Source organism: Georgenia sp. Marseille-Q6866 (genome assembly GCF_965111665.1).
In genome coordinates, this window is sequence record NZ_CBCOOR010000012.1 from 32,167 (window position 1) to 57,964 (window position 25,798).

At 73.1% G+C, this 25,798-nt stretch carries 21 protein-coding genes and 1 pseudogene; 11 read left to right on the forward strand and 11 right to left on the reverse strand.

The window, feature by feature from the left end; genetic code table 11:
• Positions 1-15 precede the first annotated feature (15 nt).
• Positions 16-1,359, forward strand: coding sequence for a glutamate-1-semialdehyde 2,1-aminomutase (hemL, locus tag ACWPXV_RS11335; protein ID WP_454085333.1), 1,344 nt, complete (start codon positions 16-18; stop codon positions 1,357-1,359).
• 88 nt (positions 1,360-1,447) lie between these two features.
• Here the strand turns inward: hemL and ACWPXV_RS11340 are convergent, their stop codons facing one another.
• The gene (locus ACWPXV_RS11340; RefSeq protein WP_454085334.1) at positions 1,448-2,818 is read right to left on the reverse strand and encodes an AGE family epimerase/isomerase; all 1,371 of its coding nucleotides are present in this window, start codon (positions 2,816-2,818) and stop codon (positions 1,448-1,450) included.
• Between the two features lie 374 nt (positions 2,819-3,192).
• Between ACWPXV_RS11340 and ACWPXV_RS11345 the strand changes: the two genes are divergently transcribed.
• The 3 genes from ACWPXV_RS11345 (at position 3,193) to ACWPXV_RS11355 (ending at position 7,698) form a co-directional block, all read left to right on the forward strand.
• Positions 3,193-6,015, forward strand: a complete 2,823-nt coding sequence (locus ACWPXV_RS11345; RefSeq protein WP_454085335.1) for an amidase — start codon at positions 3,193-3,195, stop codon at positions 6,013-6,015.
• Positions 6,016-6,157: 142 nt separating this feature from the next.
• The gene (locus tag ACWPXV_RS11350; protein ID WP_251840448.1) at positions 6,158-6,853 is read left to right on the forward strand and encodes an Atu4866 domain-containing protein; all 696 of its coding nucleotides are present in this window, start codon (positions 6,158-6,160) and stop codon (positions 6,851-6,853) included.
• A 2-nt stretch (positions 6,854-6,855) separates the two neighbouring features.
• The gene (locus tag ACWPXV_RS11355) at positions 6,856-7,698 is read left to right on the forward strand and encodes a helix-turn-helix domain-containing protein (RefSeq protein ID WP_251840449.1); all 843 of its coding nucleotides are present in this window, start codon (positions 6,856-6,858) and stop codon (positions 7,696-7,698) included.
• 83 nt (positions 7,699-7,781) lie between these two features.
• Here the strand turns inward: ACWPXV_RS11355 and ACWPXV_RS11360 are convergent, their stop codons facing one another.
• From ACWPXV_RS11360 to ACWPXV_RS11380, 5 genes are all read right to left on the reverse strand, one after another.
• Positions 7,782-8,915 carry a DUF916 domain-containing protein gene (locus ACWPXV_RS11360; protein WP_251840450.1) on the reverse strand — a complete coding sequence of 378 codons (1,134 nt, stop codon included), beginning with the start codon at positions 8,913-8,915 and terminating at the stop codon, positions 7,782-7,784.
• Positions 8,916-8,990: 75 nt separating this feature from the next.
• Entirely contained in the window at positions 8,991-10,889 is a 1,899-nt protein-coding gene (locus tag ACWPXV_RS11365) for an alkaline phosphatase (RefSeq protein ID WP_454085336.1), read from the reverse strand.
• Positions 10,890-11,329: 440 nt separating this feature from the next.
• Positions 11,330-12,856, reverse strand: a complete 1,527-nt coding sequence (gene gltX, locus ACWPXV_RS11370) for a glutamate--tRNA ligase (RefSeq protein ID WP_454085337.1) — start codon at positions 12,854-12,856, stop codon at positions 11,330-11,332.
• A 12-nt stretch (positions 12,857-12,868) separates the two neighbouring features.
• Entirely contained in the window at positions 12,869-13,441 is a 573-nt protein-coding gene (locus ACWPXV_RS11375; protein ID WP_454085338.1) for a DinB family protein, read from the reverse strand.
• Positions 13,438-13,815 carry a VOC family protein gene (locus ACWPXV_RS11380; protein WP_251840454.1) on the reverse strand — a complete coding sequence of 126 codons (378 nt, stop codon included), beginning with the start codon at positions 13,813-13,815 and terminating at the stop codon, positions 13,438-13,440. The genes ACWPXV_RS11375 and ACWPXV_RS11380 overlap by 4 nt, the downstream gene beginning before the upstream one ends.
• Before the next feature lie 177 nt (positions 13,816-13,992).
• On the opposite strand from ACWPXV_RS11380, the gene ACWPXV_RS11385 reads away from it, so the two are divergent.
• From ACWPXV_RS11385 to ACWPXV_RS11400, 4 genes are all read left to right on the forward strand, one after another.
• Complete coding sequence (locus ACWPXV_RS11385) at positions 13,993-15,294, forward strand: TrkH family potassium uptake protein (protein WP_454085339.1); 1,302 nt, start codon at positions 13,993-13,995, stop codon at positions 15,292-15,294.
• Complete coding sequence (locus ACWPXV_RS11390) at positions 15,287-15,985, forward strand: potassium channel family protein (protein ID WP_251840456.1); 699 nt, start codon at positions 15,287-15,289, stop codon at positions 15,983-15,985. The genes ACWPXV_RS11385 and ACWPXV_RS11390 overlap by 8 nt, the downstream gene beginning before the upstream one ends.
• A 231-nt stretch (positions 15,986-16,216) precedes the next feature.
• Positions 16,217-17,017 carry a carbon-nitrogen hydrolase family protein gene (locus tag ACWPXV_RS11395; protein WP_454085340.1) on the forward strand — a complete coding sequence of 267 codons (801 nt, stop codon included), beginning with the start codon at positions 16,217-16,219 and terminating at the stop codon, positions 17,015-17,017.
• Between the two features lie 104 nt (positions 17,018-17,121).
• The gene (locus ACWPXV_RS11400) at positions 17,122-17,949 is read left to right on the forward strand and encodes a hypothetical protein (RefSeq protein WP_454085341.1); all 828 of its coding nucleotides are present in this window, start codon (positions 17,122-17,124) and stop codon (positions 17,947-17,949) included.
• A gap of 150 nt (positions 17,950-18,099) precedes the next feature.
• Here the strand turns inward: ACWPXV_RS11400 and ACWPXV_RS11405 are convergent, their stop codons facing one another.
• The gene (locus tag ACWPXV_RS11405; protein ID WP_454085342.1) at positions 18,100-18,519 is read right to left on the reverse strand and encodes a MarR family winged helix-turn-helix transcriptional regulator; all 420 of its coding nucleotides are present in this window, start codon (positions 18,517-18,519) and stop codon (positions 18,100-18,102) included.
• A 72-nt stretch (positions 18,520-18,591) separates the two neighbouring features.
• Here ACWPXV_RS11405 and ACWPXV_RS11410 point away from each other — a divergent pair, with 72 nt between their 5' ends.
• Together ACWPXV_RS11410 and ACWPXV_RS11415 are read left to right on the forward strand one after the other, a co-directional pair.
• Positions 18,592-19,683, forward strand: a complete 1,092-nt coding sequence (locus tag ACWPXV_RS11410; RefSeq protein ID WP_454085343.1) for a methyltransferase — start codon at positions 18,592-18,594, stop codon at positions 19,681-19,683.
• Complete coding sequence (locus tag ACWPXV_RS11415; RefSeq protein WP_251840460.1) at positions 19,680-20,078, forward strand: DUF1304 family protein; 399 nt, start codon at positions 19,680-19,682, stop codon at positions 20,076-20,078. Before ACWPXV_RS11410 ends, ACWPXV_RS11415 begins: the two co-directional genes overlap by 4 nt.
• Before the next feature lie 138 nt (positions 20,079-20,216).
• On the opposite strand, the gene ACWPXV_RS11420 is transcribed toward ACWPXV_RS11415, so the two are convergent.
• The 4 genes and pseudogenes from ACWPXV_RS11420 to ACWPXV_RS11435 form a co-directional block, all read right to left on the reverse strand.
• Complete coding sequence (locus ACWPXV_RS11420) at positions 20,217-21,026, reverse strand: MetQ/NlpA family ABC transporter substrate-binding protein (protein WP_454085344.1); 810 nt, start codon at positions 21,024-21,026, stop codon at positions 20,217-20,219.
• Between the two features lie 11 nt (positions 21,027-21,037).
• The gene (locus ACWPXV_RS11425; RefSeq protein ID WP_454085345.1) at positions 21,038-21,739 is read right to left on the reverse strand and encodes a methionine ABC transporter permease; all 702 of its coding nucleotides are present in this window, start codon (positions 21,737-21,739) and stop codon (positions 21,038-21,040) included.
• On the reverse strand, positions 21,736-22,722 hold the full coding sequence (locus ACWPXV_RS11430; RefSeq protein ID WP_454085346.1) for a methionine ABC transporter ATP-binding protein: 987 nt from the start codon (positions 22,720-22,722) through the stop codon (positions 21,736-21,738). The genes ACWPXV_RS11425 and ACWPXV_RS11430 overlap by 4 nt, the downstream gene beginning before the upstream one ends.
• Before the next feature lie 345 nt (positions 22,723-23,067).
• Positions 23,068-23,265 (reverse strand): annotated as a pseudogene (locus tag ACWPXV_RS11435) (ABC transporter ATP-binding protein); the annotation flags it as partial.
• A gap of 167 nt (positions 23,266-23,432) precedes the next feature.
• Between ACWPXV_RS11435 and ACWPXV_RS11440 the strand changes: the two are divergent.
• Positions 23,433-25,787 (forward strand): hypothetical protein, encoded by a 2,355-nt coding sequence (locus ACWPXV_RS11440; protein WP_454085347.1) that lies wholly within the window; start codon positions 23,433-23,435, stop codon positions 25,785-25,787.
• The last annotated feature ends 11 nt before the right edge of the window (positions 25,788-25,798 follow it).

Below are 25,798 nucleotides of genomic sequence, written 5' to 3' on the forward strand. Positions count from 1 at the left end.
CCCGAGAGGCACCCGATGAGCGACCTGCCCACCGACCCCATGGACGAGATCTTCACCTCCGCGCGTGCGGTGATCCCCGGCGGGGTGAGCTCCCCGGTGCGCGCGTACGGTTCGGTGGGTGGGGTGCCGCGGTTCGTCGCGTCCGCGCGCGGGCCGCACATCACCGACGTCGCCGGGCGGGAGTACGTCGACCTCGTGATGTCGTGGGGGCCGGGGCTGCTCGGCCACGCGCACCCCGAGGTGGTCGACGCCGTGCAGCAGGCCGCGGCGCGCGGGCTGTCCTTCGGGGCGCCCACCGTGGCGGAGGTGGAGCTGGCCGAGGCGATCCGCGAGCGCGTGTCCCCGGCGCAGCGGGTCCGCTTCGTCTCGACCGGCACCGAGGCGACGATGACGGCGATCCGCCTCGCCCGCGGGGCGACCGGCCGCGACCTCATTGTGAAGTTCGCCGGGCACTACCACGGGCACGTCGACGCGCTCCTCGCCGCAGCCGGCTCCGGGGTGGCGACCTTCGCCATGCCCGGCTCCGCCGGGGTGACCGCGGCGACGACGGCGCAGACCATCGTCCTGCCCTACAACGACGCCGTCGCCCTCACCGAGCTCTTCGCCACGCGCGGGCACGAGATCGCCGCGGTCATCACCGAGGCCGCGCCCGCGAACATGGGCGTCGTCCCGCCCGAGCCCGGCTTCAACGGGCTGCTGCGGCAGCTGACCGCGGCCCACGGCACGCTCCTCATCCTCGACGAGGTGCTCACCGGATTCCGCGTCCACCCCTCCGGCTGGTGGGGCCTGGAGCAGGCCGGCGACGGCGGCACGCGCGCCTGGGAGCCGGACCTCGTCACCTTCGGCAAGGTCGTCGGCGGCGGGATGCCGCTCGCCGCCGTCGGCGGACGGGCCGAGCTCATGGACCTCCTCAGCCCGCTCGGGCCGGTCTACCAGGCGGGCACGCTCTCGGGGAACCCGCTGGCGACGGCGGCCGGTCTGGCCACGCTGCGGCTCGCCGACGACACGGTGTACGCCCGGGTGGACGAGGCGGCCGGCGTCGTCGCCGACGCGGTGGGCGCCGCCCTGTCCGCCGAGGGTGTCCCGCACCGGGTCCAGCGGGCCGGGAGCCTGTTCTCCGTCTTCTTCGGCGAGGCCGCGGCTGCCGCGCCGGTGCGGAACTACGCGCAGGTGCAGGCGCAGGACGCCTTCCGCTTCCCGCCGTTCTTCCACGCGATGCTCGAGGCGGGCGTGGCCCTGCCACCGTCGGTCTTCGAGGCGTGGTTCCTCTCGGCCGCCCACGACGACGACGCCGTCAACCGCGTCCTCGACGCCCTGCCGGCCGCCGCGAGGGCCGCAGCCGCCGCCCGCCCGGAGTAGCACCGGGCGGCCCTGCCCGCCGTCCGTCCGCGCGGGCAGCGGCTCGCCCCGGTCGACCGTGCGCCCTCTGGTCCACCATGCTCCCGGTCTACCGGGCGCATGGTGGACCGAGGACCAGCACGGTGAGGCGGGCTCGCCCGTTGTGGCGCTCCCGGGAACACCTCAGCTGTCGGCGGGGGCTGGGCCTCAGGCGCAGGGCGCCGGCGGGGTTGGGCGGCGGCGCGGAGGGCGGAGGCGAAGGAGGGGTGAGCGGGACGTCGGCCATGAGGGCCGCCTGGTAGGCGTGGTAGACGTCCGGCTTGCCCTCCCACGTGCCCGACGCCGGCCGGTTCGCGGGGTCGAGCTCGTGGTGCCAGGAGCCGCCGTCGCGGTCGACGAGGTAGGTGTCGGCGTAGGCCCACCAGCGCTCAAGGTCGGCGGCGTGGGCGGCGTCGCCCGTCACCCGCTCGAGCACGGTGGACGTCGCGATGGCCTCGGTGACCACCCAGTGCATCCGGGCCCGGACGACGGGCTTCCCGGACCAGTCGGTCGTGTAGACGAAGCCCTCCGCGCCGTCGGCGTCCCAGCCGTCCGCAACGGCCCGCGCGGTGAGCGCCACGGCGGTCTCGGCCAGGTTGGCAGGAGCGTCCGCGCCCAGCGTGGCGTCGACGGCGAGGAGGAGGCGCGCCCACTCCAGGCCGTGGCCCACGGTGGCGCCGTAGGGCTTGAAGGGGTCGGCCGGGCGGTCGCGGTTGTGCTCGAGCAGCGGTGTCCAGTCGGTGGCGAAGTGCTCAGGGATACGCCACTCGTTCTCCCGCGCCCAGGTCGCGACCTGCGCCGAGATGCGCCCGGCGCGGCGGTGCCAGCGGGTGTCCCCGGTGACGTCCCCGGCGGCGAGGTAGGCCTCGACGCTGTGCATGTTGGCGTTGATGCCGCGGTAGGGGTCGAGCGTGGTCCACGCGCGGTCCCACTCGTCGACGACGAGCCCGGCGTCCTCGTCCCAGAAGTGCTCCTCCTGCACCGCGAGCGCGAGGTCGAGCAGCTCCTGCGCACCCTCGATGCCGGCGGCGACGGCGGAGCTCGCTGCGAGGACGACGAAGGAGTGCCCGTAGGCCTGCTTCGTCGTGTTCGACGGACCGTCGGCGGTGACGGCGGCGAACCAGCCGCCGTGCTCGTCGTCGTGGAGCGGGCCGCGCAGGGCACGTACGCCGTGGGCCGCGAGCGCCGCCAGCTCCTCGCGGGACGGACCGCCCGGTGCCGGCTCCTCGCCGGCGAGGACGCCCAGGCTGAAGATGTGCGTCATGCGGCAGGTGATCCACAGCTCGGCGGTCGTGGGGTCCACCCGGCCGCGCTCGTCGAGGTAGCCGAAGCCGAGCTCGCAGCGGGCACCCGCGCCGAACCGCAGGAGCTCGGCCCGCTGGGCGCGGCGGTAGTCGTCGCTGCCCGGACGGGGGTCGGCGGTGGTCGTGGGGTGCGTCATCTCGGTTCCTTCCGGATCGCGGCCGTCCATACCGTAGTGCCTCGGGCGGCCCGTCCCCCGCGCACCTGCCGCGCACTGTTACGCCGCCGAAACGTCCGCGACGCGCGCGCGACGCGTGTCCGCTGGGATGGCGTCGCCAGCCCACAGGGGCCGGCCTAGCGGAAGGACCTTCATGCCGACCTCGAAACGCCACGCCGCCGCAGGGCTGGCCGCCACCCTGGCGCTGCTCGCCGCCACCGCCCCCGCCGCCACCGCCGTCACGGACGTCACCACCCCGGGCGGCGCCAGCTACGATCCACGACGCCTACCGCCCAGGCCTGGACACCGGCTCGATCCGTTCCCTGTCCGGCTCGCGCGTCGAGGGCTTCGGCAACGTGTTCCTCGACGTCGACGGCGGCGAGGGCCGGATGAACGGCCAGATGCTCCGCGGGTTCGGGATCACGGCCGACGACGGCGGCTTCGAGTCCACCCGCTCCGTCCTGCTCGACGGCGTGCAGGTCGCCCGGACGCTCGACGTCGTCGGCGAGAGCCTCCGTTTCCTCGACACCTTCACGAACACGACGGGCGGGCCACTCACCGTCGACGTCTCCTTCGGCGGCTCCCTGGGCTCGGGCACCGGCAGGAACGCCGGGACCATCGTGGACACGTCCGACGGCGACACCACCCTCGAGGTCGAGGACGTGTGGCTGACGTCCGCGCCGGCAGGTGACGGCGTCCGCCCGGTGGGCATCGTCGTCGGGCACGGGGTGGACGCCCTCGGTGACCAGCAGGCCGGCCCGTTCACCGCGCCCTACGAGCCGACCGGCTCCCGCGCCAACCACCCCGGGTTCGTCCACTCGCTGACGATCGTGCCCGGGGAGAGCCAGTCCCTTCTCAGCTACGTCGTCGCCGGCTCTGACGAGGCCGGCGCGCTCGACGCGCTCACCGCGACCACCCGCACGCTCGCGGAGGAGCCGGACGTGGACGGGCTCGACCAGCCGGCGCTGTGCAGCGTCGTCAACTTCGACCTGTCCGACGACGCCGCGTGCGCCGCCGCCGGACTGCTCGCCCAGCCCACCGCCGAGCTCACCGCCCTCGCGTCGGAGGCCGCGTCGACGACGGCGGGCTACGACGTCACCGGGGCGACCATCGCCCAGCTGCAGGCCGACCTGCGCGCGGGCCGGACGACGAGCGTCGAGCTCACCCGCGCCTACCTCGACCGCATCGAGGCGTACGACGACGGCGCACTCGGCTTCCGCAGCTTCATCACCGTGGCGGACGACGCGCTCGAGCAGGCCGCCGCCGCTGACGCGGCGCGCGCGGCGGGCGCGGACAGCGACCTCCTCGGCATCCCGGTGGCCCTCAAGGACCTCTACGACACGGCCGACATGCCGACGACGGGCGGCACCCTGGCCCTCGAGGGCTACCGTCCCGCCGCGGACGCCTGGCAGGTCGCGCGGCTGCGCGAGGCCGGCGCGGTCATGATCGGCAAGACGAACCTCTCCGAGTTCGCGAACTCCGGGTCGATGTCGGAGTCCGGCTTCATGCAGACGTGGAACGCGCTGTACCCCTCGAAGACGTCGCACGGCTCCTCCGGGGGCTCGGGGACCGCCGTCGCCGCGGACCTCGCCGCCGCGGCGATGGGCTCCCAGACGGGCGTGTCCCTGTACGCGCCGTCGACCTCGGCCGGGCTCGCGACCTTCCGCGGCACCGACGGGCTGTCCTCCACCTCGGGCGTCATGCCACTCACCTGGGCCCAGGACTACGCCGGTCCGATGGCGAAGACCGTCACCGACCTCGCGTTCCTGCTCGACGCCACCTCGACGCGGAGCACCGGCAACAACCCTGACGACCTGCTCACCGCGCGGGTGGACAACACGCTGCGACCGGAGTCCTTCACCGCGGGACTGGACGACGGCGCCCTCGACGGAGCGGTCCTCGGTGTCATCCCCGGATCTTTCGTCTCCACCGCCATCTCCGGCGACCCGACCGGACCGGCGGCCCGCGAGTCGCTCGAGCTCCTGGCCGCGCAGGCCGGCGCGACCGTCGTCGAGATCCCGGAGCCCCCGAGCTTCGAGCGCGCCCCGGGAGGCAACCGCGGCGCCGAGGGCTGGGAGCGGTACATCGCCGAGCAGACCGCGTTCCCCTACGCGGACGGTGACGAGCTGCTCTCCTCCCCGCTCGTCCTGCCGTACAACCAGCGCGAGCGGGACACCGAGCCGATGACGGACGAGGAGGTCGAGGCCTACCTCGACTGGCGGGACCGCTACAAGGAGCACATCGCCGAGTGGATGGACGAGGCGGGCGTCGACGCCGTCGTGTACCCCGGCTTCCTCTCGGCCATCGGGAACAACGATGTCGCCTCCGCCGTCCACACCTCCGACCGCGCCACCGGCGTGCTCACCTCGAGCGTGGGTCTGCCGACGGTCGTCGTGCCGGTGGGTGCCAGCCCGCTGGGCGAGTCGATGAGCCTGCAGGTGCTCGGGCGGGCCTGGTCGGACGCCGAGGTGCTCGCCATGGGCTTCGCGCTCGAGCAGCAGGTGAGCGACCGCGTCACCACCGACTTCGCGCCGGCGCTGCCCGTGAGCGCCGGTGAGGTCCCGACCGAGGTCGAGGTGACCGTGCCCGACAGTCTGGAGACCGGGACACCGGCGACCGCGGTCGTCGACGTCGTCGCCGCCGGCGGTGTGCAGCCGGGCGGCGTGGTCGTCCTCGAGGTCGCCGGGCGCACCTTCACCGGGACGGCCGGCGCGGCCGGCACCACCTTCGCGCTCCCGGACCTCCCCGTGGGCGAGTACGACATCACCGCCTCCTACACCGGTGGCCCGGCCACGGCGCCGTCGTCGGGGAGCGCGGTGCTCGCCGTCGTCGAGCCCGTCGAGGAGCCGACCGACGAGCCGACCGAGGAGCCCACCGAGGAGCCCACCGAGGAGCCCACCGACGAGCCGACCGAGGACCCGTCCGAGGAGCCCACCGAGGAGCCGAGCGAGAACCCGTCCGAGGAGCCGGGCGCCGGCGCACCGACCGACGAGCCGAGCACCGACACCCCCGACGACGGAGAGCTTCCGGCGACCGGCGGAGACGGAGCAGCGCCTCCCGCACCGGGTGGTGGCCTGGCCATCACCGGTGCCGCCGTCACCGTCGCCGCCCTCGCCACGGTCGTCCTCCTCGCCGCGGGAGGCACGATCCTCCTCGCCCGCCGCCGGGCCTCCGCCTAGCCCGACAGCCGCTCCGCCGACAGCCGGACTCCTCACCCGAGGAGTTCGGCTGTCGGCGCGAGGCGGACCCGCAGCCGGGGTGTGCCACTCCCTGGTGCACCCCGGCCTTCTCCCGCAGCTGCGCCCGCGCGAGGCTGGAGCCATGCCCACACCACCCTCCCCGTCCTTCGTCCTCACCGGTGCCCACGTCATGCCGGTCCCGGGGGCCACGACTCCCGCGGACCTCACCGTCGTCGGGGACCGCGTCGCCGCTGGCTCACCGTCCCCCACCACCGAGCGCGTCCGCGCCGACGGCGCGTACGCGGTCCCGCTGCTCGTCGAGTCCGCCGTCGCTCAGCTGCCTCCCGCCGAGCGGGACAGGTTCGACCTCGTCCCCGGCAACGCGGCCACCTTCGCCGTCGTCCGCCGGCCGGTCGACGAGTCGCAGGTGCGCCGCATGCTCGTCGTCGACCCGCGCGACCTCCTCGCCGTGTACGTCGCCGGCCACCTCGAGGCCTGGGACGGCGAGCCGACGCGACCCGCGGGCGAGGACCTCACCGACCCCACCGTCCGTGCCACGTGGGCCGGCACCTGGCACGACACCGGTCGCGCCCTCCAGCAGCACCTGCGGCCCGACGGGCGCTACTCCGAGACCAGGAGCGGCCGCGCCGACGCGTTCACCGGCCGCTACTGGGTCCACGAGGACCGCATCACCTACCTCGACGACTCCGGCTTCTGGGCCTTCGGCCAGCTCGTGGACGGCGTCCTCCACCACGCCGGCTTCGTCATGACCCGACGGCGGAGCCTGCCAGGGAGCGCCAGGTCCTGGTTGGGCGCGGGCGCGGCCCGTACCGTCTGAGGGTGACCACCTCCGAGCTCGGCTCCTTCCTCAAGGCGCGGCGCGGCCACGTGCGGCCCGCGGACGTCGGCGTCACCGCGCACACCCCGCGCCGGGTGCCCGGGCTGCGCCGGGAGGAGGTCGCCGTGCTCGCGGGCGTGAGCGTGGACTACTACGCGCGCCTGGAGCAGGGCCGCGAGCGCAACCCCTCGCCGTCGGTGCTGGGCGCGATCGCCAGCGCCCTGTGCCTCGACCTCGACCAGCGCGAGCACCTCTTCCGCCTCGCCGGTCTCGCGCCCACGGCGCTGGCGCCCGCCACCGAGCCGCCCCCGCAGGCTTTGCGTGAGCTGCTCGAGGCGTGGCCGCACACACCCGCCGTCGTCATCGACCGCCGGCTCGACGTCCTCGCGCACAACGCCCTGGCGGCCGCCCTGTACGCCGACTTCGCCCGCCTCGACAACCTCGCCCGCATGACGTTCCTCGACCCGGTCGGGGCGCGGTTCTACGTCCGCTGGGACCGGGCGGCGGAGTCGTGCGTCGCCAACCTGCGTCTCGCGCTGGGGCACGTGGACGCGGCCGACGGCGTGCGCGCGCTCGTCGCCGAGCTCGCCTCGGCCAGCGCTGCCTTCCGTCACCTGTGGGCGCGGCACGACGTGCGCGGCAAGACGCACGAGTCCAAGGAGCTCCACCACGGCGAGGTCGGCGAGCTCTCCCTCGACTACCACGCCTTCGACGTCAGGGGACTGCCCGGGCACCAGCTCGTCGTCTACGGTGCGGCGCCCGGCTCGCCCAGCGCCGAGAAGCTCCAGCTGCTGGCCTCCCTCCACGCGGCGCCCGCCACCGCGGCCGCCCCGCCCGAGGTGTAGGCACTTCCCCGACCCGACGCCTAGGACGGCGCCCCCTCCCGGCACGGACGACGGCGGGAGGTGCACTGTCGGCGGCCGTGGCGTTACTGCGTGGTCGCCGTCGCCAGCTCGCGGGCCTCCGCACGGGCAGCGGCGACCGCCGCCTCCAGCCGTGCCGCGGCACGACGACGGCGGGCCACCGCGAGCACCACGAGCCCGGCCACCAGCGCGAGGAGCGCGAGCTGCGCCCACGGCACCGCCCACACCGAGACCGTCCCGACGGCGGCCGGCAGCTCACCGGGCACCTCGTCGCTCCCCACGACCACCGGCGTCAGGCCGACCTCGACGCCGAGCCGGAAGGTCGGCCACGCCTCGACCGACGCCGTCTGCGTCGCGGACTGGCCCGGCAGCACCTCACGCGGCCCGTCGACGACCACGTCGCCGCCCCCGGTCCCGAGCAGCCCCGTCACGCTCGCGACCTGCGCCGCCCCGAGCCGCACGTTGCCCTCGTTCTCCACGGTCCACGACAGGTCCACCGTCCCGGGCGCGAAGGGGTTCCACGACGGCCGGTACTCGGCCTGCAGGTCCGCGACGCCGAGCGCGGGCAGGAGGTCCCCGGCCACCCGCAGGTGCAGCCGCGCACCGGCGCGTGAGTCGAGGGAGACCGAGCTGCCCTCCACGTCGGTCCCCACGGACCGCAGCGAGGCGACGATCCCCGCGGGCTGGTCCCCCGGCGTCGCGTCGTCGGGCACGGTGACCGTGAAGGGCACGACGGCGCTGCCCATGGGCTCGAGGTCGACCTCCTCCTCGATCTCCACCCACGAGCCGGCCGCCTCGGGCGCGACGTCGCTGGGCAGCACGTCGAAGTTCCCACCCGCCGTCACGGTCCCGTCCGAGGCGAGGAGCGCGAGCGTGATCGGCTCCTCGGAGTAGTTCGCCACCTCGACGTGGTCGGTGTGGCTCGCCCCCGGCTCCAGCTCGAGCCGGAAGGACACCCGCCCGTCGGCGCCGTCGGCCCCCGCCGGCGCGATCCCGAAGGTGACCTGGTCGGCGGGGCGCGACGGCGCGTCACCGGTCGCGTCCTGCGGCTCCCCCTCCGTCGGCGGTGCCCCGCCATCGGGCACGGACTTCTCCCCGAAGTGCGGGTCGGCGACGTCCGCGTGCACCGCGGCGGGGACGACGACGGCGAGGGGCAGGGCGAGCAGCAGGCTCGCCACCGTGGTGCGCAGGTGACGCATGGGTGGGTCCTTCACGGGGTCGAGCCGTGCCCGCCGGCGGGTCGCACCGGCGGGCACGGCAAGGGGGTGGTGTGGTCAGTCGACCGGGAAGAGGGTCACGGTCAGCGACCCGGTGTAGGCGCCGTCGCGCGTGTCGACGGGCACCTCAAGCTCGAGGTCGGCGTCGAGCACGGCGGTGCCGATACGGCCCTCGGCGTCCGCGTACGCGAGGGTCTGCGCGGCGGCGAGGCCCTCGCCGCCGGACATCACCGAGCGCACGCGCTCGCCGGGGGTGACGCCGTCCTGCTCCTCGACGAGGCCCGGGGTCCAGCCGAGGTGGCCGGCGCGGATGACGCGCTCGTCCGCGGAGACGAGCGAGGAGGCCTGGCCGGAGACGGCCCAGCCGGCGGCCTCGGCGCGCGAGTCGGTCACCGAGACGGTGGGCAGCTCGCCGTCGAGACGAAGGCGGTCACCGGCGTGGCGCAGGTCGCCGAGCGCGACCTTGCCGTCGGCCACGGAGAGCACGAGCGTGCCGGGCAGGCCGGGGCCCTCGCCGTCACCGAGCTCGGGGATCACGGCCTCGACCTCGATGCCGCCCTCGGAGGGCTGGGTGGCCCACAGCTCGTCGAGGAGGACGCCTGCGAGGTCGGTGTTGTCGAGGTACTCGCCACGGACCGGGTCGGTGCCCGTCGCGCGGGCGAGGAGCGTGTCGACGCCGACGCCCTTGGCGAAGACGGGGACGAGCTGGTTGGTGTGGCTGCCGGAGTACCAGTCGAGCTCGGGCAGCTGCTCGGCGTCACCGTGCATGGGGGTCCAGCCCGGGTCGGAGCCGGCGCCGGCGAGGTAGCCGGTCTCGTGGTCCGCCGTGACGATGATGAGGGTGTTGTCCCAGGTGGCGTCGCTGTCCTCGGACTCGACCCACTCGACGGCTGCCTCGACGGAGGCGTTGAAGTCCTGGGTCTCCTCGATGTTGCGGACCGTGTCGTTGGCGTGGCCGGTCCAGTCGATGGCGCCGCCCTCGACCATGAGGAAGAGGCCGTCCTCGTCCTGCTCGAGGACGTTGAGCGCACCGGCGGTCATCATCTCCAGGGAGGGGACGTTGTCGTTGAGGGGCGTCTGGTACGGCGCGGTCTCCTCGCCGTCGGACGCGCGGCCCTGCTGGAGGGTGGAGGCGACCTGCGCGAGACCGAAGACGCGCTCGGGCACGTCCTCGCCGGCGGCGAGCGCCTCGAAGTCGGCTTTCTCCTCGACGTAGCTGAAGCCGGTCTGCCCGTCCTGGAGGCGGGCGAAGTCCCCCTCGCTGATGTAGTCGTACGACGGCGTCTCGCGCGCCTCGCCGGAGTCGGTGAAGCCGGGGTGGCCGGCGCCCATGACGACGTCGAGGTCGGTGCCGAGCATCTCCGTCGCCATGCCGACGTAGTCGTTGCGGTCGCCGTTGTGGGCGACGTACCCGGCGGGGGTGGCGTGGTTGAAGGGCACGGAGGTGACGACGCCGGCGGCGCGGCCGGTGGCCTTGGCGCGCTCGGTGAGGTTCTCGACGCGGTTGCCCTCGTGGTCCAGGCCGATGACGCCGTTGTTCGTCTTGACGCCCGTCCCCATGGCGGTGCCGGCCGCGCCGGAGTCGGTGCTGTTGCCGGCGATGTAGGCGAAGTCGGTCCAGGCCCGCTCGGGGTCGTAGGAGTTGCCGTGCTGGAAGGTCGTCATGTTCGTCAGCGCCCAGTCCTCGTAGACCTGGACGGCGTTGCCCGGCAGCGTCTTCACGCCCCCCTGGGCGTCGGAGAAGACCTGGTAGCGGCTCTGGCCGGTCTCGTAGAGGTTGGTGCTGGCGATGTGGTTGTAGCCCATGCCGTCACCGATGAAGACGATGACGTTCTCGGGGATGGCAGGCGTGTCCTCGGGGGCCGCGCTCGCAGCGGCGGCCGTGCCGACGAGGGCAGCGACGACTCCGGTGGCGATCAGACCGCGGCGGGTCAGGCCGCAAGGTCGGTGATCCATGGGGATGCTCACTCTCGACTCGATTCGTGCCCGCGGCGTGCGGGCCGCCTCGGACGGTAGGAAGCGGGGGTGAACCGAGAGGCCGAGTTGAGGGAAGTGTCAGTGAACGGCAAGCGACCGGCAGTCGAGACGATGCGGGGTCTGCTACCGACGCAGGAGCAGCTCTGCCCCTTCGACGGACCCGCTTCGGTGGCGCCCGGGGCCGTGAGGTGTGGGTTCGTGGACCTCAGAGGTCGAGAAGTCCACACCTTGCGATGCGCCGACCCGGCGAGAAGGTGACATGGCGCCGAGGCGTTAAGTTGCTCCGTCTGGTGGAGCAATCTCACGTCTCCGCACACACACGTCCCGCGGAGCCTCCCCTCCTCCGACGCCGACAGCCGGATCCCTCGGGGAGGAATCCGGCTGTCGGCCGTGAGTGGTGGCGTGGGGGGGCTGGCGACCTACAGGCTGGCGCGGAGGGCGCGGAGGCGGGTGAGGCTCGCGTCCTTGCCGAGGATCTCCATCGACTCGAACAGCGGCGGGGAGACGCGGCGGCCGGTGATCGCCACGCGCAGCGGCGCGTAGGCGAAGCGCGGCTTGATGCCCATCTCCTCGACGAGCACCGCCTTGAGCGCCTCCTGCTGGGCCTCCGGGGAGAAGTCCGCCAGCCCCTCGAGGACGGCGATCGAGCGGTCGAGCACGTCGGCGGCCTCGGGACGCAGTGCCCCCCGCGCGTCCTCCTCCACCACGACGGCGTCGTCGGCCACGAAGAGGAAGCCGAGCATCCCCGGCGCCTCGCCGAGCAGCGTCATGCGCTCCTGCACGAGCGGCGCGGCGGCGGTGAGCAGCGCCTGCTGCTCCGCCGGCAGCTCCTCGAAGGTGCCGGCCCCCACCACGCCGGCGTCGCGCAGGTACGGCACGAGCCGCCCGCGGAAGTCGTTCGCCGAGAGCAGGCGCAGGTGAGCGGCGTTGATGGCCTCGGCCTTCTTGAGGTCGAAGCGCGCCGGGTTGGGGTTGACGTCGGCGACGTCGAAGGCGGCAACCATCTCCTCGCGGGTGAAGATGTCGTTGTCCGGGGAGATCGCCCAGCCGAGCAGCGCGAGGTAGTTGAGCAGACCCTCGGGGGTGAAGCCGCGCTCGCGGTGGAGGAAGAGGTTGGACTCCGGGTCGCGCTTGGACAGCTTCTTGTTGCCCTCCCCCATGACGTAGGGCAGGTGCCCGAACTGCGGCATCACCGAGGCGACGCCGATGTCGAGCAGCGCGCGGTAGAGCACCACCTGGCGCGGGGTGGAGGACAGGAGGTCCTCACCGCGCAGCACGTGGGTGATGTTCATCAGGGCGTCGTCGACGGGGTTGACGAGCGTGTACAGCGGCTGGCCGTTGGCACGGACGATGACGAAGTCCGGTACCGAGCCGGCCTTGAAGCTGATCTCGCCGCGGACGAGGTCGGTGAAGGCGACGTCCTCCTCAGGCATGCGGATGCGCAGCACCGGCTCGCGGCCCTCGGCGCGGTAGGCGGCCTTCTGCTCCTCGGTGAGGTCGCGGTCGTAGCCGTCGTAGCCCAGCTTGGGGTCGCGCCCGGCGGCGCGGTGCCGGGCCTCGATCTCCTCGGGGGTGGAGAAGGACTCGTAGGCGTGCCCGGCCTCGAGGAGCTTCGCGGCGACGTCGGCGTAGAGGTCCATGCGCTGGGACTGGCGGTAGGGCTCGTGCGGGCCGCCGACCTCGACGCCCTCGTCCCAGTCGAGCCCGAGCCAGCGCATCGCGTCGAGGAGCTGCTCGTAGCTCTCCTCGGAGTCGCGGGCGGCGTCGGTGTCCTCGATCCGGAACACGAAGGTCCCGCCCACGTGGCGCGCGTAGGCCCAGTTGAACAGCGCCGTGCGGATGAGCCCGACGTGCGGGGTCCCCGTCGGCGAGGGGCAGAAACGGACGCGGACGGCGCCGGAGCGGGCGCCGTCGTCGGCAAGGGCGGGAGCGGGGTTCTCGGTCATGGTGCCCCCAGCCTATCGAGCGCCGTCGGCGACCTCCTTCAGCCGCTCGACGTACTCGGCCCACCACCGCTCACCGCGCCGCGGCAGGTTGGTCGCGCCGGTGCGCAGACCGGCGGTGCCGTCGATCTGCTCGCGGACGATGTCGGCGTGGCCGGCGTGCCGGGAGGTCTCGGCGATGACGTGGACGAGGATGTGGTGGAGCGTGACGTCGCCGGCCCGCCACCACGGCACGCGGCCGGGTGAGTCGAGGTCGAGCTCGGCGATGGTCGCGTCCGAGAGCGCCCACGCCCGGCGGTACAGGCCGACGACGTCCTCGACCGACTCCTCCGCCGTCGCCCACATGTCCGCGTTGTCCTCGGCGTCCTCGCTCATCCACGGCAGCGCGACGGGGCTCGGCCGGCCGAAGGTCTCCCCGAAGTAGCCGAGCTCGACGCCGGCGAGGTGCTTGACCAGGCCGAGCAGGTTGGTGCCGGTGGGCGTGTGCGGCCAGCGCAGCTCCCGCTCGGGCAGGCCCTCGAGCTTCCACAGCATCACGTCGCGGCTCCGCTGCAGGTACTCGTGGAGCATCTCCTTGGGGTCCCTCATGACGCCGCCCGGGAGAAGCACAGGCAGAAGGGGTGGCCGGCCGGGCTCGCGTACACCTGGAAGTCCTCGTCCTCGTCCGGGTACTGGGCCTCCTGGAGCAGCTCGGCCCCCACCGACATCACGTGCTCGTGGGCCGCGGCGACGTCCTCGACCCACAGGTCCACGTGCACCTGCTGGGGGTTGCCGTCGGGCCACTGCGGCGGGACGTGGTCGGGGGCGAGCTGGACCGAGACCGGGTTCGCGCCGTCGACCAGCACCTTGTGCCAGTCCTCGGCGGTGACGGTGACGGTGCCGCCCAGGACGCCCGCCCAGAAGCGGCTCTCGGCCTCGATGTCGGCGGCGTCGAAGACGGTGGTCAGACGCGTGATCCTCATGGTGGGTCCCTCCCTCGGGTGCGGGCCACGCTAGCGGGCACCGCGGCCGAGGGGAACGGCCCCTCGCGGGTGTGGGCGTGAGGGCCCCGGTGGGTCTACAGTCCTCGCGTGCCACACACGGGTCGCGCGCGACCTTCCCTCCGCCGGCGTTCCCCGGCACATCCCGCACAGGTCATCGTGGCGAGCTACGCCGCCGCGCTCGCCGCCGGCACCGCGCTCCTCATGCTCCCCGTCTCGGTGACCCCGGAGGCAGGCGGCAGCGCCGGCCTCGTCGACGCGCTCTTCACGGCGGGCTCGGCCGTCTCGGTGACCGGCCTGATCGTCGTCGACACCGCCACGTACTGGAGCGGCTTCGGGCACGTCGTCATCCTCGCGCTCATCGAGCTCGGGGGGCTGGGGCTCATGACCTTCGCGTCGCTGCTCGGCCTCCTGCTCGTCCACCGCCTGGGCCTGCGCTCGCGCATGGCCACGAGCGCCTCCCTCGGCACCCCGACCACCGGGGACCTGCGCGAGCTCGTCGTCGGGATCGCCAAGGTGGCCCTCACCGTCCAGGCCGCCACCGCCGTCGTCCTGGCGGCACGCTTCGCGCTCACCTACGACTACCCGCCCGGGCAGGCGCTGTGGCACGGCGTCTTCCACGCCGGCTCGGCCTTCAACAACGCCGGTTTCGCGCTGTACTCCGACAACGTCATGGGCTTCGTCGCCGACCCCTGGGTGTGCCTGCCCCTCGCCGTCGCCGTCATCCTCGGTGGCGTCGGCTTCCCGGTCTTCATCGAGCTGCGCCGCCACGTGCGCGTGCCGCGGCTGTGGAGCATGAACACCCGCATCGTCCTCGTCGGCACCGCGGTGCTGCTCGTCGGGGGCACGGTGACGATCACCGCCCTCGAGTGGGACAACCCCGGCACGCTCGGCCCGCTCGACGCGCCGGGGAAGCTGCTCGCGGGCTTCTTCGCCGCCACCGTCGCGCGCACCGCCGGCTTCAACTCGGTGGACACCGCGGAGATGAACACCCAGACGTGGTTCGCCCAGGACGTCCTCATGTTCATCGGCGCCGGCCCGGCGGGCACCGCCGGCGGCATCAAGATCACGACGGCGGCCGTCCTGCTCGCCATCGTCCTCACCGAGATCCGCGGCGAGGGCGCCGTCAACGTCTTCGGCAAACGGCTCTCCCGCTCCGTGCACCGCCAGGCCATCACGGTGCTCACGCTCTCCGTCGCCGTCGTCATGGGGAGCACGTGGGCGCTGCTCATCACCACCCAGTTCACCCTGGACCAGCTCGTCTTCGAGGTGATCTCGGCCTTCGCCACGGTGGGTCTGTCCACCGGGATCACCCACCTCCTGCCCGACGGCGGGCAGCTGCTGCTCGTCGTCGTCATGTTCGCGGGCCGGGTGGGTCCCGTCACGCTCGCGACGGCACTGGCGCTGCGTTCCCGCAAGCGCCTGTACGAACTCCCGAAGGAGAGACCCCTCATTGGCTGAGCACCTTCGCCCCCGCCGCCGCGGCATCACCTCCCTGGGGCGCGACGACTCCGTCGTCGTCATCGGCCTGGGCCGCTTCGGCCAGGCACTGGCCCTGGAGCTCGCCGCGTCCGGCGTCGACGTCCTCGGCATCGACACGGACGAGACGATCGTCCAGGACCTCAACGGCCGCCTCACCCAGGTGGTCCGCGCGGATGCCACCCGCGAGGAGGTGCTCCGCCAGCTCGGTGTCGCCGACCTCAGCCACGCCGTCGTCGCGATCGGCTCGAGCATGGAGGCCTCGATCCTCACGAGCTCGTGGCTGCTGCGCCTGGCCGTGCCGCACGTGTGGGCCAAGGCCATCACGGCGGCCCACGGGCAGATCCTCACCCAGCTGGGCGTCCACCACGTCGTCTACCCGGAGAGCGACATGGGCCGGCGGGTGGCGCACCTGCTGCGGGGAACCATCGCCGAGTACCTCGACCTCGGCGGCGGCTTCGCGATGGTGACCGCGGCGGCCCCGGAGGCGATGACGGGCCGGCCGCTGGACAAGGTCGGCTTCCGCAAGAAGCACAACCTCAACGTCGTCGCCGTGCGCCAGCCCGACGGCAGCTGGGGGCACGCCACCGGTGAGACCGTGCTCGCCAAGGGCGACACGATCATCGTCGTCGGCCCGGCCGCCGTCGCCGAGCGCTTCATGGAGATGACCTGAGGCGACGCACTGCCGTCGTCACGAGACGACGAACGCGCCCCCGCGAGCGCCGTCGACCGCTAGTGTGGGCACACGCACAGACCTCGAGCCGGTTCGCACGTGCCGGTGGGGGGCCGACGACGGCGCTACTTCTCGGGCGGGGAGTGGCGCCGCCGTCGTGCGGACGCCGACGGCAGGGCCTCCCGGCGGGAGCGGTACCCTCGGCCGGAGGTCGTCGGAGGGAGAAGCACCATGGCGCTGACCGTGGCGGTGGCGCAGTTCGCGCCCGGGCAGGACAAGGCCGCGAACCTGCGGATCATCGAGGAGCACCTGCGCACGGCGGCCTCCCGCGGCGCACGGCTCGCGGTGCTGCCCGAGTTCTCCGTCTTCACCGCGCCGGCCATGGATGAGCGCTTCGTCGCGAGTGCCGAGCCGCTGGACGGGCCGAGCGTCGGGCGGCTGCGGGAGCTGTCGGCCGAGCTGGGCCTCACCGTCGCCGCCGGCGTCAACGAGGCCGCCGACGGCGAGCGGATCCGCAACGCGCTCGTCGGCCTCCAGGACGGGGAGCTGCGCGCGGTCTACCGCAAGGTCCACCTCTACGACGCCTTCGGCTACCGGGAGTCCGACCGCGTCATGGCGGCCGACCCGCAGGAGGCCGCGCTGCTCGAGGTCGACGGCTTCACCGTGGGCCTGCAGACCTGCTACGACGTTCGCTTCCCCGAGGTCTCCCGCACGCTCGTCGACGCCGGCGCAGACGTCCTCGCCGTCCCCGCCGCCTGGGCGCCGGGGCCGCTCAAGGAGTACCACTGGGGCACGCTGCTGCGGGCGCGGGCGATCGAGAACACCGTCTACGTGCTTGGCGCGGACCAGACGGGGCCGACGAGCGTCGGCAACAGCGTCGTCCTCGACCCCATGGGCGTCGCGCTGGCCGCGGCCGGAGAGGCGCCCGGCGTGGCCGTGGCCCAGCTGGACCGCGCCCGCCTGGAGCAGGTGCGCGAGACCAACCCGGCGCTGGTCCTGCGCCGCTACCGGGTGTCCCCCAAGGAGAGCTGAGCAGCCCCGGACGGCTGCGTCCGATTTGGCGCACATGCCTATACAATTTCGCGGGCGGCAACGGGTGCCGCCGGACGGAGGCAACGATGCGCTCGAATATCCGGATGGCAACTGTCGTCCTCAGCCTGGGCCTTGTCGTGGCCGCGTGCTCCGACGCGGCGGAGGCGCCGGCGGACGCCACGCCCAGCCCCACCGCTGAGGCACCGGCGCCGACGACGGAGAGCACCGAGGCCGCGGATCACGGTGCCCACGGGGCGCACGGCGCCGAGGACCACGACGCCGCAGCCGCAGCGGCCACCGGCCCGGTCACCGCCTCCGTGCTCGGCACCTCGACCGGCACCTACGGCCCCCTCGACGAGGGCCTGGGCAGCGGGACGAACACGCTCGTCGTCGAGGGCACCGTGACGCTCGTCAAGGACGAGTACGGCACCCAGATGTCCACCAACGTCACCGGCCTCACCTCCGGGGCGCCCCACCCCGCCCACCTGCACGACGGCTCGTGCACCGAGTTCGGCGGGCACTACATGCACGACCACGCCGGCCCGCCCGAGCCGCCGAACGAGATCTGGCTGTCCTCGTCCAACGACCCGGCCGGCCCGCTCGAGCCGAGCCAGACCGGCAGCGCGCTCGGCTCCGGCGGGGCCGACTGGGTCCCGCGGGAGACACCGCTGTCGATGATGATCCACGACTCCGAGTTCCCCGGTCTGCCCATCGCCTGCGCGGACTTCGCCGCCTACGACGGTGCCGTCACCCTCGTGCTCGAGCCTGCCGAGGACGGCGTCGAGGCGATCGAGTACTCCCTAGACGGCGGCGAGTGGCTAGCCTACGAGGGCCCGGTCGAGATCGCCGACGCCGGTGAGCACACCGTGGCGTACGCGCCCGCGGGCGAGCACGACGACGCCCCGGAGATCTCCTTCACCCTCGCCGGCTGAGGCAGCGGCAGCAGCGGCAGCCGGCAGCCGGGCCAGCCTGCCGGCCCGGTCCGATCCCCGCTGCTGAGACCGAGCTGCGCGGCTGACATATCAGCAGCGCAGCTCGGTCTCAGCAGCGAGGTCCGGGGCTGCTGCTCCAGGACCGCCAGGTCACCCGGAGGGGTCGGTGACCTCCCGCAGCCGGATCAGCGCCTCCCGCAGGCACTCGGCCAGCTGGGCGCCGAGGTGCTCCTCCCACTCGCGTTCCACCGCGGCCACCACCTGCAGCGCCTGCTCGGCGGCCACACGGCCCTGCGGTGTGAAGCGGATGAGGCGGGCCCGCCCGTCGGCCGGGTCCGGGACCCGCTCGACGAGCCCCTTCTCCTCGAGCGCGACGACCAGCAGGCTCGCCGTCTGCTTCGTCACCTGCGCCTGCCGCGCGAGGTCGGTGAGCCGCGACCCGCCGTCAGCGATCCGCTGCGCGAGCCGGGCCTGGGCCGGCGTCACGTCGAAGCCGGCCGCCCGCATCGCGCCGACCACCCGCTCGTCCATGGCCCGGTAGGAGACGAACATCAGCGTCGCGAGATCCATCGGCACACCCCCTTGACAGCGGTCAGGTACGGAGGAAACTAGTCAGCAACACTGACCATCATAGGGGTCATCATGAGCAGGGTTCCTCCCACCCGGCTCGTCCGGGCCGCGACCACGGTCCGGACGACGGTCCAGAAGCTCGCCGCGCGCATGGTGCCGCCCGAGGTCGGCGTGCTCGAGCTGGCCTCCGGCTTCATGGCGACGCACGCGGTCTACGCCGCGACGCGCCTCGGCATCCCGGACGCGCTCGTCGCCGGCCCGCTGCCCCCCGCCGACGTCGCCGCGCGGGTCGGCACGCACGAGGACGCGACGCACCGCCTGCTGCGGGCGTGCGCCATGTGGGGAGTCTTCAGCGAGGAGCCCGACGGCCGCTTCGCGCTGACACCGCTGGCGGACCGGCTGCGCGCGGGAACGCGTGACTCCATGCGCGCCGTCGTCCTCATGCTCGGCGACCCGAGCTACCAACGGGTCTGGGCGGAGCTCGCCACGACCGTCCGGACGGGCGAACCGGGCGCCGAGCGGGCCCTCGGCCGGTCGATGTGGGAGCACCTGGAGCACGACGCCGAGTTCGGCGACGTCTTCCACGCGGCCATGACCCGTCTCTCCGCCCTGGACTGGCCCGCGGTCTCCGCCGTGTACGACTTCACCCGCTTCTCCCGGGTCGTCGACCTCGGTGGCGGGCACGGGCAGCTCCTCGCCCTCGTGCTCGGGGCCGCCCCCGCCGCCGAGGGGGTGCTCGTCGAGCGCTCGTCCATGGCCGACAGCGCTGCCCGCCTGCTCGGGGAGGCCGGCCTCGGCGACCGCTACCGGTTCGAGGCCGGGTCGTTCTTCGACACGGTTCCTGCCGACGGCGACCTCTACCTCCTGCGCCGCGTGCTCCACGACTACGACGACGCCCAGGCCGCCGCGATCCTCACCACCCTGCGCGAGCACGTGCGCGAACGCGCGACCCTCCTCGTGCTCGACGGCGTCGTCCCACCGGGGAACACGCGGGACTTCTCCAAGGCGCTCGACCTCGACATGATGCTGTTCGTCGGTGGCCGAGAGCGCACCGAGCCCCAGTGGCGCGCCCTGCTGGCCGACACCGGATTCCGGACCACACGGATCGTCCCCACGGTCTCGCCCATCTCCCTCATCGAAGCCGTCCCGGGCAGGAAGCCATGAGCACGTTCGCCCAGATCTGCGCCGCTCTCGCGGCGGTCATCGTCATCGCCGTCTCCCCCTTGGAGGCCTTCTACATCCACCGCCCCCGGGTCCAGCGCTTCCTCGGCATCGAGCCGGACGGCCTTTCGAATGTCCACCTGTGGTCCTTCTGCATCGGGGCACGCAACGCCCTGGTCGGCGTCGGCACGCTCGTGGGGCTGGGCATGGTGAACCTCGGCGACCCCGCCGCCGGCACCGTCCTCGTCGTCGCCTGCCTGGTGTACCTGCTGCTCTCCTCGCTGTCCATGGGCCTGGCCGACGCGCTCGGCTACTGGCGGCCGCGCGGGAAGAGCGTCAAGGGCACCGTCGCGTCGTCCGTGCTGCCGGCCGCCGCGCTCGTCGCCGTCGCGCTCTGAGGCGGCGGCCGGCGCCCCCTCCCCTGTCCTCGCTGCAGAAACGGAACTGCGCGGCTGATATGTCAGCCGCGCAGTTCCGTTTCTGCAGCGTGGTCCGCGAGGTCCAACGCCCGGAGCTCAGTTGTCCCGGATCACTGATCACTCCACCGGGATGATGACGCCCTGGTACTCCTCCTCGATGAACTGGTCCATCTCGTCGGAGGTGAGCAGCTCGTAGAGCGTGGCGATGCGCGGGTCCTCGGCGAGCTCGGGGGTCGTCGACAGGACGTTGTAGTACTCGCTGTCGCTCTCCTCGGCGAGGATCATCTTGTCCTCACCCAGGCCGGCGGGCAGGGCGAAGGCGGCGGTGACGATCGCGGCGTCCTGGTCCTCCACGGCCTGCGGGAGAGTGGCGTTCTCGATCTCGACGAACTCGATGTTGCGCGGGTTCGCGGTGATGTCGGCGACCGTGATGGGCTCCTCGGTGACCTCGATGAGGCCGTGCGCGGCGAGGAGCTTGAGGGCGCGGCCCTCGTTCGTCGGGTCGTTGGGGATCGCGACCGAGGCGCCGTCGGGCAGCTCCTCCAGCGAGCCGAAGTCGTTGGAGTACAGGCCCATCCGCGGCAGGTACACCTCGCCGACGGACACGAGGTCCTCCCCCATGGCCTCGTTGAAGGTCTCCATGAAGGTCGTGTTCTGGAAGAGGTTGGCGTCGGCGTCGCCGTCGACCACGGCGGGGTTGGGCGTGTTGTAGTCGCTGAACTCGACGAACTCCACGGTCAGCCCCTCGGCGGGGGCGAGCTCCTCGGCGACGAAGCGGAGCATGTCGCCGGCGGGGACGGCGAGGGCCGCCACGCGGATGGTGTCGGACTCTGCGTCGGAGGCTGCGCCGTCGTCGTCCCCTCCGCCACAGGCGGTGAGGGCAAGGGCGGCGACGACGACGACGGGCACGGTGCGGGTAAGGCGCATGGATCTACTTTCTAGCGGTGGGAAGCGCGTCGGGCGACGTAGTTGCCGACCGACTGGAGGATCTGGACGAGGACGACCAGGAGCACGACGACGACGAGCATGTACTCGAGGCTGTAGCGCTGGTACCCGTAGCGGAAGGCCACGTCCCCGAGCCCGCCGCCGCCGACGGCCCCGACCATCGCGGAGTAGCCGATGAGGCCGACGACGGTCGTCGACAGTCCCAGCGTGAGGGCGGGGACCGCCTCGGCGAGGAGCACCTTGAACATGATCGTGCGCTTGGTCGCGCCGAGGGAGACGGCGGCGTCGACGACACCACGCGGCACCTCGCGGACCGCGATCTCCACGAGCCGGGCGAAGAACGGGATGCCGGCGATGGTGAGCGGGACGATCGAGGCGGTCGGGCCGATGAAGGTGCCGACGACCAGCCGGGTGAAGGGGATGAGCAGGATCATGAGGATGATGAACGGGATCGAGCGGCCGATGTTGACGACGACGTCGAGCAGCCGGTTCAGCGCCTTCCCCAGGGCGCGGGAGCCGAAGGGCTTGGCGTAGAGGCCGCCGTCCTCGGTGGTGACGAGGAGGACGCCGATCGCGATCCCGACGACGACCGTGAAGAGGAGCGCGACGAAGACCATGTAGAGGGTCTCCCAGGTCGCGCCGGTGACGACCTCGACGAGGTCGGACCAGAAGTCCGGGTCGTTGCGGTCGATCATCGGACCACCTCCACGAAGAGTCCCTGCGAGCGCAGGTAGGTGAGCGCGGTCTGGACCTGCTCGCCGGTCCCGGGGATCTCGAGGCGGGTGCGGCCGGTCTGGGTGCCGTCGTGGATGGTCTCCATGGCGGCGCCGAGGATCGCGACGTCCAGGCCCTGGTCGCGGGCGAGGCGCGCGATGACGGGCTCGGAGGAGGTCTGCTTGGTGAAGGTGACGTCGATGATCGTCGTGCCGCGCGGGCCGGGCAGCTCGCCGAGCTGGAAGAGCTCGGCGGCGAGGCGCGAGCCCGGAGTGGTGAGCAGCCGGTCCATGGGGCCGTGCTCGAGGATGCGGCCGCTCTCCATGAGCGCGGCGGAGTCGCAGATGCGCTTGATGACGTCCATCTCGTGGGTGATGAGAAGAACGGTGAGGCCCAGCTCGCGGGACAGGCGCCGGATGAGGTCGAGGACCGAGCGGGTGGTCTCCGGGTCCAGCGCCGAGGTGGCCTCGTCGGAGAGGAGGACGCTCGGGTTGTCAGCCAGGGCGCGAGCGATGCCGACGCGCTGCTTCTGGCCGCCGGAGAGCTGGGCGGGGTAGGCGCCGGCGCGGTCGGACAGGCCGACGAGCTCGAGGATCTCGGTGGCGCGCTGGCGGCGGTCCGCGCGGGAGGTGCCGGCGATCTCGAGGGCGAGCTCGACGTTGGACTGCGCGGTGCGGGAGGACAGGAGGTTGAAGTGCTGGAAGATCATCCCGGCGCGACGGCGGGCCTCGCGCAGCTCCTTGCCCTTGAGCTCGGAGATGACGGCGCCGTCGACCGTGACGGTGCCGGAGTCCGGCTTCTCGAGGGCGTTGACCGTCCGGATGAGCGTGGACTTGCCAGCACCGGACTGCCCGACGATCCCGAAGATCTCCCCCGGCTCGACGTGCAGGGTGACGTGGTCGAGCGCGTGGACCTCGCCGCCGGGTGTGCGGAAGGTCTTGGACACGTCCACCAGATCGATCAACCGGGCCTCCTACGGTGCACGAGGCGCGCGGGGGTGCGGCGCGTCGTGGGCAGGACCAGGGTCCGACGCCAGACGGGCTGCTGTCCACCTCTAGAGACGCACATCTCAGGATGTGACTTGTGACGTGCAGCGCGGCAGGCGCGGCTGCGCGGCTGCGCGCCCGCCCGCGCTTGCGTCGCACTTCCCGATCTTAGGGCGCCGGCGGATCCATACGGTCGATGCAACACATGGGAGGTGTTGCATGGTTCGTGGTCGGCGCGATTGCCTACGAGCATGGGCGGGGAGCGGAAGGTGCGACCCAAGGGGGCACCGCTCGGGCCGCACCGCTCACCTCAATGAGCCGGCCTATCGCGGGTCGGAGACCGGCAAGAGGCGGCCGTCGACCATCTTCACCACGCGGTCGCAGTGCGTGAGGACGTCGTGGTCGTGGGTGACCATGACGACGGCGACCCCCCTCTCGTGGCAGCGGGCGGCAATGGGCTCGATGACCTCGTGGCTGCGCTTGCGGTCCGGCGCCGCCGTCGGCTCGTCGAGGAGCGGCAGCGGGTCGAAGGACCGCGCGCCGCGACGCCCGGCGATCGGCGGGCGTGGCGGTCACCCTCGTCGGCAGCCGCGACCGCCGGAGCATCACCCGCTCCCTCCCTCCACCGTCGGGCGTCCCGGTGGAACGGTGGGACCAGGAGGTTCGACGTCGGCGTCGGGAGCACACGATGGTCTGCAGGAGCGTCAGCAGTGCGGTCGGCGGTCGGATGCGCGCCGTCGTCGTCGTGCTGGCGGGGCTGCTCGCGGTCCTCGCCCTCCTGACGGCACCCGGGGCACAGGCGCAGACGGAGGAGCCGACCCAGGACCCCACCGATCGTGCCTGCGCACTCGCAGGCAGTCTCAACGCACAGGCCCGCCCTCAGGACGCGCGTGCCCTCATCGACGAGCATCGCGCCGCAGCGGCAGCGCATCGCCGCGACTGTGCCCCGGAGTACTTCGAGGCACAGGCCCGGACCTCGCTGGCGACGGTCATCTCCACGCTGGCGGACGACGGCGCCCTCGCCCCGCTGCGCGGCCAGCTCTCCGACGTCTGCGGCACGTCGGCGGACACGCGCAGCGAGGTTCTCGCGGCCTGCGACGTCGCCGTGTCCACCGAGCAGCCCATGACCTGGAGCGAGGACGTCGCGTCCTCCCTCGCGAGCTTCGTCGAGCGGTGGGCGCAACCACTCCGGGACCTTGCGCTCACCGTCCTGGGCTTCCTTGCCGCCGTCTACGTGCTCGCCCGTGTCCAGACTCGTCGCCTCTCGCCGACGCGGTACGTCGCGCTGGCCAGGATCGGTGCCAGCCGTCGTGGCGCGAAGGTCGCCGCCGGGGTGGTGGTGCTCGCCGCGACGGCTGCGTTCGTCTTCCTCGTCGTCTGGGCACCGCGCGCGAGCGGGGACGCACCGGTGATCGCTGCTGTCGCCGTCGGGGTCCTTGCCCTCACGGCGTGGGCGGTCAACAGCGTCGCCCGGCTCCTGGCGAGCTCGCTGCGAATCGCGGTGACGGTGCGGGGCGCGGACGGCAAGGAGTCGACGAGCGCGACCGCGCACGTCATCGGCATCCTCAACGAGCTCGGAGCCCGGGGCCCGCGGGGGGCGCAGTTCCCCCGCGGCACGGACGTCTCCGCGCTCGACACCGCCGTCATCAGCGCGCTCCCCGCGGGCGCCGTTGCGAAGCTCCTCCTCGCCGTCCTCCACGTGCTCGTCCCGCGCGCCCCGTGGGAGGTGTCCGTCGACGAGGAGTGCGCGGACCGCGAGACGGTGGAGGTGACCCACAACGGCCGCTCCGCCCTCGTCGCGGTCGTGGACCGGGACGCGCTCGGCCTCCGCACGCCGGTGCTCACCGCGAGCGCACCTCTCTCCACGGGAGCGGCGATCCTGCCCGACCTGCACCGCATGAGCGCCGCCCTGGTGCTGGGCAAGCTGCACGAGGTGCATCGGTTCCCCGGGCTGGGCGGCGCGACCGACGGCCTGTCCGTCGGGTTCCAGGCCGTGGCGACCAGCGACTTCGCACGCGACTACGACGCCGCCGCGCCGCTCCTCGCCCGGGCCGTGGGCCTGGACAGCGCGAACCTCGCCGCGACGCTCGGCCTGCTCCACTGCAGGTTTCGCAGCGCCAGCACCGCGCCGGACCTCAGGCTCTACGTGGACGAGCTCGCCGCTCTCCTCGAAAGGCTCGAGCACCTCCGCGAGGACGACCCTGCGGGCGCGATGCTCCTCATCTGCCGAGCACGGCTCAACCGGCTCGTCGCCCGGATCAACCTCGCCTTCGCCGACGGCGGTGACGGTGCCGCCGGGCTGGAGTGCGCCCGGGAGCTGGCGACGGCGCTGGTGACGGACGTGGACACGCGCGCCGCGGCTCCGGCCGTCCCCGCCGAGAGCATCACCCTGCTCCGGGCGATCGGGCGCAACGCCCGGATCCTCATGGTCGTCGGGACGAACGGCTCCCTTGAGGCACCACTCACCCCGCTCGAGCACCACCAGGCCGCCTGCCACTACGCCACGGCCCCCACGCCGGACTTCGAGCGCGCGGTCCACCACCTGCGTCTCGCGGCCGCCGAACCGCAGCTCGCCGCATGGCGCGCACTGGACCCCCAGCTCGCGCACTTCCGTTGTACCGACACATACCGCGCGGCGTTCCCGCCCGAGAAGGACGAGTTCTTCTCCCTGCCCGGGATCGGCCGCCTGAAGGAACACCTCGCGCGCCTGGGCATCACGAGTGAACGCGACCTCCTCGCGCACTCGCCCGCCGAGCTCGCCCAGCTGCTCGGCACGACCTCGGTCGTGACGGGCCGCCTGCTCGCGCTCGCCCGCCTGGTCTCTCAGGTGCCCGCCGACCTCCATCCCTGGCGTTTCACCATCGGCTCCTGGGTCGCGCGGACGGCGCATCCGGGCCTCACGCGAGCGGAGCTGGCGGAGGCAGTCGCCGAGGACCTCGCGGAGGACCTCACCGCCGGAGAGATCACGGCGCTCCAGGCGTGGGTCCGCGAGGGCTCCTGCCGCCGGTCCGACGTCGCGGACTATCTGCGGGCCGTCGCCTGAGCGAGCGGCGC

Bases quoted from the DNA above. Each gene is read 5' to 3' on its own strand.
- ACWPXV_RS11420 (WP_454085344.1), bottom strand. From the start codon at position 21,026: ATGCGCCTTACCCGCACCGTGCCCGTCGTCGTCGTCGCCGCCCTTGCC.
- ACWPXV_RS11360 (WP_251840450.1), bottom strand. From the start codon at position 8,915: ATGCGTCACCTGCGCACCACGGTGGCGAGCCTGCTGCTCGCCCTGCCC.
- ACWPXV_RS11350 (WP_251840448.1), top strand. From the start codon at position 6,158: ATGCCCACACCACCCTCCCCGTCCTTCGTCCTCACCGGTGCCCACGTC.
- ACWPXV_RS11380 (WP_251840454.1), bottom strand. From the start codon at position 13,815: ATGAGGATCACGCGTCTGACCACCGTCTTCGACGCCGCCGACATCGAG.
- ACWPXV_RS11405 (WP_454085342.1), bottom strand. From the start codon at position 18,519: ATGGATCTCGCGACGCTGATGTTCGTCTCCTACCGGGCCATGGACGAG.
- ACWPXV_RS11395 (WP_454085340.1), top strand. From the start codon at position 16,217: ATGGCGCTGACCGTGGCGGTGGCGCAGTTCGCGCCCGGGCAGGACAAG.
- ACWPXV_RS11410 (WP_454085343.1), top strand. From the start codon at position 18,592: ATGAGCAGGGTTCCTCCCACCCGGCTCGTCCGGGCCGCGACCACGGTC.
- ACWPXV_RS11440 (WP_454085347.1), top strand. From the start codon at position 23,433: ATGGTCTGCAGGAGCGTCAGCAGTGCGGTCGGCGGTCGGATGCGCGCC.
- hemL (WP_454085333.1), top strand. From the start codon at position 16: ATGAGCGACCTGCCCACCGACCCCATGGACGAGATCTTCACCTCCGCG.
- ACWPXV_RS11365 (WP_454085336.1), bottom strand. From the start codon at position 10,889: ATGGATCACCGACCTTGCGGCCTGACCCGCCGCGGTCTGATCGCCACC.
- ACWPXV_RS11425 (WP_454085345.1), bottom strand. From the start codon at position 21,739: ATGATCGACCGCAACGACCCGGACTTCTGGTCCGACCTCGTCGAGGTC.
- gltX (WP_454085337.1), bottom strand. From the start codon at position 12,856: ATGACCGAGAACCCCGCTCCCGCCCTTGCCGACGACGGCGCCCGCTCC.
- ACWPXV_RS11340 (WP_454085334.1), bottom strand. From the start codon at position 2,818: ATGACGCACCCCACGACCACCGCCGACCCCCGTCCGGGCAGCGACGAC.
- ACWPXV_RS11375 (WP_454085338.1), bottom strand. From the start codon at position 13,441: ATGAGGGACCCCAAGGAGATGCTCCACGAGTACCTGCAGCGGAGCCGC.
- ACWPXV_RS11400 (WP_454085341.1), top strand. From the start codon at position 17,122: ATGGCAACTGTCGTCCTCAGCCTGGGCCTTGTCGTGGCCGCGTGCTCC.
- ACWPXV_RS11415 (WP_251840460.1), top strand. From the start codon at position 19,680: ATGAGCACGTTCGCCCAGATCTGCGCCGCTCTCGCGGCGGTCATCGTC.